Origin of the sequence: Desulfonatronospira sp. (assembly GCA_003563255.1) — a bacterium.
GTDB lineage: Bacteria > Desulfobacterota > Desulfovibrionia > Desulfovibrionales > Desulfonatronovibrionaceae > Desulfonatronospira.
Genome location: PWSL01000301.1, coordinates 1 through 5,427, shown reverse-complemented (window position 1 = coordinate 5,427; position 5,427 = coordinate 1). Strand labels below are relative to the sequence as shown.

The window sequence follows — 5,427 nt, the reverse complement described above, 5'->3', positions numbered from 1 at the left end:
TCTTAAACTTTGCGTACTTTGCCTGCCCAGTTGAATTGCTCGAAGAGCAAGCCCGAAGGGCATTCAACCGGGGCGGCTGGCCTGCCACGCGCTTCGCGTGGTTCAATATTTTCTTGTTTTTTATGACAAGGTTTCATGAGTAAGTCACTAGGCTTTTTCCGCGACCCTGCGCGGAAAAAGTGGCCTCTTAGACGTTCCCAGGCTGGAGCCTGGGAACGAGGGGTGTCAGTTACTTATCGGTTCGGTCCCGGGCCGCCCGGGCGAGGCGCTGATAACTGACAACCTGTTTTCGGGCAAAGCCAACCTTAGACTTCGTGGATTGACACAATAATTCCAGGGGGCTATGCTAGAGCAACAAGTAAAAAACGAGGCCGATATGATTAAATGGCTAAATATTTCCAGCATCAAAATCAAGTTGGCTGCGCTGGGCATCATTCCCATAATCTTTTTTCTCCTCTTGATAACGCTTTATCTTGTACCTGCTATCCATGACAGCATTTACGAGGGAAAAAAGAATAAAACCAGGGAGATGGTTTATACAGCCCTGGGAATACTTGACAGCCTGCATCAAAAGGAACAGACAGGAGCACTGACCAGGGAGGAAGCCCAGAGCAGGGCCAGAGCAACCATCGCCTCCATGACTTTTGGGGAACATAGACAGGATTATTTCTGGGTAAACGATTATCACCCCCGGATGATCATGCACCCTTTCAGGCATGATCTGGATGGGGCAGACCTCTCCGGATTCCAGGATCCCCAGGGTCTCAACCTTTTTGTGGAAATGGTTGAAGTAGTGCAGAGACAGAATACCGGGCATGTGGAATACCTCTGGCAATATTACGATGACGAGGAAAGAATTGAACCCAAGATTTCTTATGTGGCCGGCTTTGAGCCCTGGGAATGGATTGTGGGCACCGGGGTGTATATACACGATGTTGAAGAGGTCGCCCAGGTTGCAAGAAACACCTCCCTGGCCTGGACAATGGCTATTCTGGCGGCAACAGGACTTGTAGTATCTTTTATAGTGTTGAACCTCCTCAGGCCTTTGTTGAAAACCATCTCATTTGCCAGAGTTATCGGCTCCGGCGGAAATTTAGACCAAACCCTGGAGGTGAAGAATAAGGACGAGATTCGCATCCTGGCAGAAGCACTGAACAGCATGGTTGCACATCTCAGGGAAAAAATCAATGCACTCCAGAGATACAGGCAAAGACTTGCTCAGGCACAAACCTTTGCACATTCAGGTACATGGGAATATGATATAAATCATGATTCGTTTTATCTGTCAAAAGAGTGTGAAGCCCTTTATGGTTTGGATGAAGGGGAGTTTGCAGGGACATTCGATGCTTTTATAAAACTGGTGCACCCTGATGACAGAGATTATGTAATCAGCATACACCATTCAATGACAGAAGAGCACAAAAGTGTTTTTCAGGAGTATGAACACCGTATCATCAAAAAAGACGGCGCTATATGCTGGACAAGACAATCAGCAGGTGTGGTCCTTGATGATTCAGGCAAAAAAATAGTTGGTTTTGTAATGGACATCACTGAGCGCAAGCGCACCCAGGAGGCGCTGCAGGAGAGCCAGGCAAGCCTGCTGGCCATTACAGGCTCAGCTCAGGATGCCATCGTCATGATGGGGCCTGAGGGAGAAATCTCCTATTGGAACCCCATGGCCGAATCAATTTTCGGATACACCTCAGAAGAGGTTATGGGGAAAAACCTGCACAATCTCCTGGCTCCAAAGAGATACCTGGAAGCCTATAATAATGCCTTCCCGGAATTTCAGAAAAGCGGTGAGGGCAATGCCGTCGGCAAAACACTCGAGTTGTTCGCCATCGGCAGGGACGGCAAGGAAATTCCCATCTCGCTTTCACTGTCCTCTGTCTCGCTGCATAACAAGTGGCATGCTGTCGGAATTGTTCGTGATATTACAGAACAAAAAACATTCCGACAAAAATTATTGCTGGCCAAAGAGCAGGCCGAGGCCGCCAGCCAGGCCAAGTCCGAATTCCTGGCCAACATGAGCCATGAGATTCGCACGCCTGTAAACGGCATCATGGGGTCCCTGCAGGTCCTGCAGAGCACTGATCTGGATAAGGAGCAGAAAGAATATGTTGACTTGAGCCTCACCTCTGCTGAACGTCTGATAAGACTCTTATCCGATATTCTTGATCTGTCCAGAGTTGAAGCGGGTAAGATGGAAATCATCCAAGAGGAGTTCCGCCTGAGAGATCTGCAAGATGCCCTGGCGGATCTGTTCAGGGCAACCGCCATGGAAAAAGGCGTATCCCTGATATGTACACAGGACGACGCACTGCCCGACAGGCTTACAGGGGACGAGGCCCGTCTGCTGCAGATATTGTTTAACCTTGTGGGCAATGCCCTTAAGTACACGGATAAGGGGACGGTAACCCTGAATATTTCTCCTTTACACCCCGGAAAAGATGAAGATATTAGAATACTGTTCACCATCTCCGACACTGGGACAGGCATACCTGAGGATAAGCTTGGAAACCTTTTCCAGCCGTTTACCCAGGTTGACGGTTCCCATACCAGGAAATATCAGGGCGCCGGCCTTGGGCTGGCCATTGTCCGCCGTCTAGTGGAGCTCATGGGAGGCAATATCAGCTTAACAAGCACTGAAGGAGATGGAACCACGGTCTACGTGAGCCTGCCCTTCAAGCTTCCTGTGAAGGCTTCCCAGCCGGAGGAACATCAGGTTAATCTGTTGCACGAAAAAAAACAGGGCCTGCGCATCCTTTTGGCTGAGGACGATGTCTCCAACCAGTTTCCCATGATGAAGATTCTGGAAAAAATGGGGCATGAAGTCGTGCTGGCCGGCGACGGGCAAGAGGTGCTGTTGTTGCTTGAAAAGCAGGATTTTGACTGTATCCTGATGGACATACAAATGCCCATAATGAATGGAGTAGAGGCAACCGGCATAATTCGTAAATCCATGAGCATCGGTACCAACAGGGACATACCGATTATAGCCTTGACAGCCAATGTCATGAGCGGTGACAGGGAAAAGTTTCTGCAGGCCGGCATGAACGGCTATCTGGCCAAACCGGTGCAGATTGCGGACCTGGATAAAGAGCTTTCCAGGCATACAGGATGCGCCTGCAAAAAATCGTAACCATTCAGGGGATGCTGCAATCGGTCTGGGGACAGTCCCCGCGACACTATTATTTTGCAGCCTTTCTGTTATAATAAGTATCTGTTCAGCGCTTTGCATATGGCACGGGGACTGACTCTCCCCGCACTTATTTTTTTAAACATGTCAATCATCTTTCAGAAAAATAAGTGCGGGGGTGCCTGTCCCCTGCTTTCCCAAAAATGCGCTGAGCAGATACAGTCGAAAAAAACAACATAATTACCTGGAGGACATAATGCATCCAAGCTCATTTATATTGTTCAGCGGTGGCGCGAAAGGTACAGAGGCATGTTTCGGAGAACTGGCGCAAAAGTACGGTCTGGACGAGGTCAATTACAGTTTTGAAGGCCATACCATCGAAAGAAGCAGGGGGGTCAGGTATCTTACCAATGAGGAACTGGCCAAAAAGGACGTCAGCATTACCTACGTTTCCAGACTCATGCACAGAAACTATTCCAGAGCTCCGATATTCCGCAAGGTCCTGCAGACCATCTGCTGGCAGGTTTCCAGCGGCACGGAAGTATTTGTAGTGGGCCGGATTCTTGAAGACAAAACTGTCAAGGGCGGTACCGGATGGGGGGCCGAATACGCCAAAATCTGCAACAAGCCTCTTTTTGTTTTTGACCAGACGCGCAATGAGTGGTTCACTTGGGATGAAGGCGAATGGAGGCCGATTCAGGCCCCGGTGATTTCCATGCAGCATTTCACCGGCACTGGAACCAGATTCCTGGAGGACAACGGCAGACAGGCTTTGGAAGAGCTTTTCAAAAGGTCTTTTGCTTAGCCCTTTATACAGGCATACCGGCTCAACCGTTGAGCATCTCCCTGTACAGACGCCATTGGGGAAAGAAATCGTCCATTATGGTGTAAAAGCGCCTGTTGTGGCAGGGCTCCAGCAAGTGCGCCAGTTCGTGCACCACCAGGTATTCCAGGCATCTGGGAGGATGGTGAACCAGGTCGGTATTGAGGCGGATATTACCCTTGTCCATATTGCAGGTGCCCCACTTGGTCTTCATGGCCTGCACAAATATCTTGTTGACTTTGACCCGCATAATGCTGGACCATTTATCCACCTGAGCCGAGGCAGCGTCTTTCACCTGTTCCCGAAACCATTTATTGAGCAAGGCCTCTTTCTTGTCCAGGCCTGTACCCGGACGAACAGCCAGGATGATGCTCTTTTGCCTGAGTTTTACAAAAGGGGGTCTGTCGCGCTCCACTGTCAATAAGGAATATTTTTGTCCCCAGACAGGATAGAGAACCCCGTTGAGTGGTTTGGATGGCTTCAGGGGGATGCTTTCCTGGATGCTTCTTTTGCGCTTTCGAATCCAGTCCAGCCTGGATGTCATAAAAGCCCGCACACGGTCCATTCTGACCTTCAAGGGTGCGGAGATGCGCACAACCCCGTGAGGCGGGTAGACCCGGATGTGCATATGCCTGATCCTTTTAAAGACCACTTCCGCACTTATCTCTTCCACCTGGATCCTGTAAACCGGCTCAGGATACACGGTTTAATCCTCTTGAATACCCGGACAAATAATGGAAAAACGCCTCAAGAAGTCTTCACCGCCGGTATAGCAAATTCCATTGATCCCCCTGGAAACCGCCCTGTCCACGTGCGGCTGGTGATCGTCCACAAACACGGTCCTGCCGGCTGCAGCTCCAGTCCAGACAAGCAGGTCATCAAAAATGGTGGGATCGTTTTTACTTTTGCCAACGTGATAGCTGTTGAATACTTTGTCAAAAAACCTGAAAAAATTGTCTCTGGCTTCCAGTTCGTCCAGCCAGTTCACCTGGTCACTCAGGATAGCCCGCCTGACACCCATGGCCTTCAGCTTTTCCAAAAGCTGCAGCATCCACGGGCGAAGTACAAACCTGGATAAAATCTCTTGCCTTAGTTCCTGCGGACCGCCATGTATCCCTGTGACCTCCCTGAACCTGTCCCAGAAAACTTCTTCACTTCCACGGCCGGTAAGATACTCTGTGGACAGGATCACCTCCCTGGCCGCCTGGAACACAAAATCACGGTCCAGACCGGACTTGTCAGCCATGGCATTCAGCCCGGCCATAAAGCCTTCTTCCGCCAGAACCCCTCCGTAATCGAAAACAGCCCATTCAATGCTGCAATTATTCATAAAAGCTCTTTTCTTAACACTACAGCGAAACTTATAAAACTTTTCAACCTGTCTAAATTGGGGACAGGCACCCCCGCACTTATTTTTCTGAAGGATGATTGACAGGTTTTAAAAATAAGTGCGGGGAGAGCCAGT

The 5,427-nt window shown here is 49.7% G+C and carries 4 protein-coding genes; 2 read left to right on the top strand and 2 right to left on the bottom strand.

Annotation, left to right across the window (positions count from 1 at the left end):
- Nucleotides 1–376 precede the first annotated feature (376 nt).
- Both QZP87_RS08975 and QZP87_RS08970 read left to right on the top strand, forming a co-directional pair.
- On the top strand, nt 377–3,142 hold the full coding sequence (locus QZP87_RS08975; RefSeq protein ID WP_291322582.1) for a cache domain-containing protein: 2,766 nt from the start codon (nt 377–379) through the stop codon (nt 3,140–3,142).
- Nucleotides 3,143–3,395: 253 nt separating this feature from the next.
- Nucleotides 3,396–3,944: a hypothetical protein gene (locus tag QZP87_RS08970; protein WP_291322581.1), complete on the top strand. Its 549-nt coding sequence runs from the start codon at nt 3,396–3,398 to the stop codon at nt 3,942–3,944.
- A gap of 22 nt (nt 3,945–3,966) precedes the next feature.
- On the opposite strand, the gene QZP87_RS08965 is transcribed toward QZP87_RS08970, so the two are convergent.
- Nucleotides 3,967–4,665: a SprT family zinc-dependent metalloprotease gene (locus QZP87_RS08965; protein ID WP_291322580.1), complete on the bottom strand. Its 699-nt coding sequence runs from the start codon at nt 4,663–4,665 to the stop codon at nt 3,967–3,969.
- 3 nt (nt 4,666–4,668) lie between these two features.
- Nucleotides 4,669–5,292, bottom strand: coding sequence for an HAD family phosphatase (locus QZP87_RS08960; protein ID WP_291322579.1), 624 nt, complete (start codon nt 5,290–5,292; stop codon nt 4,669–4,671).
- Between the last annotated feature and the right edge of the window lie 135 nt (nt 5,293–5,427).

Coding starts and splice junctions, on each gene's coding strand:
- QZP87_RS08975 (WP_291322582.1), top strand. CDS start 377: ATGATTAAATGGCTAAATATTTCCAGCATCAAAATCAAGTTGGCTGCG.
- QZP87_RS08970 (WP_291322581.1), top strand. CDS start 3,396: ATGCATCCAAGCTCATTTATATTGTTCAGCGGTGGCGCGAAAGGTACA.
- QZP87_RS08960 (WP_291322579.1), bottom strand. CDS start 5,292: ATGAATAATTGCAGCATTGAATGGGCTGTTTTCGATTACGGAGGGGTT.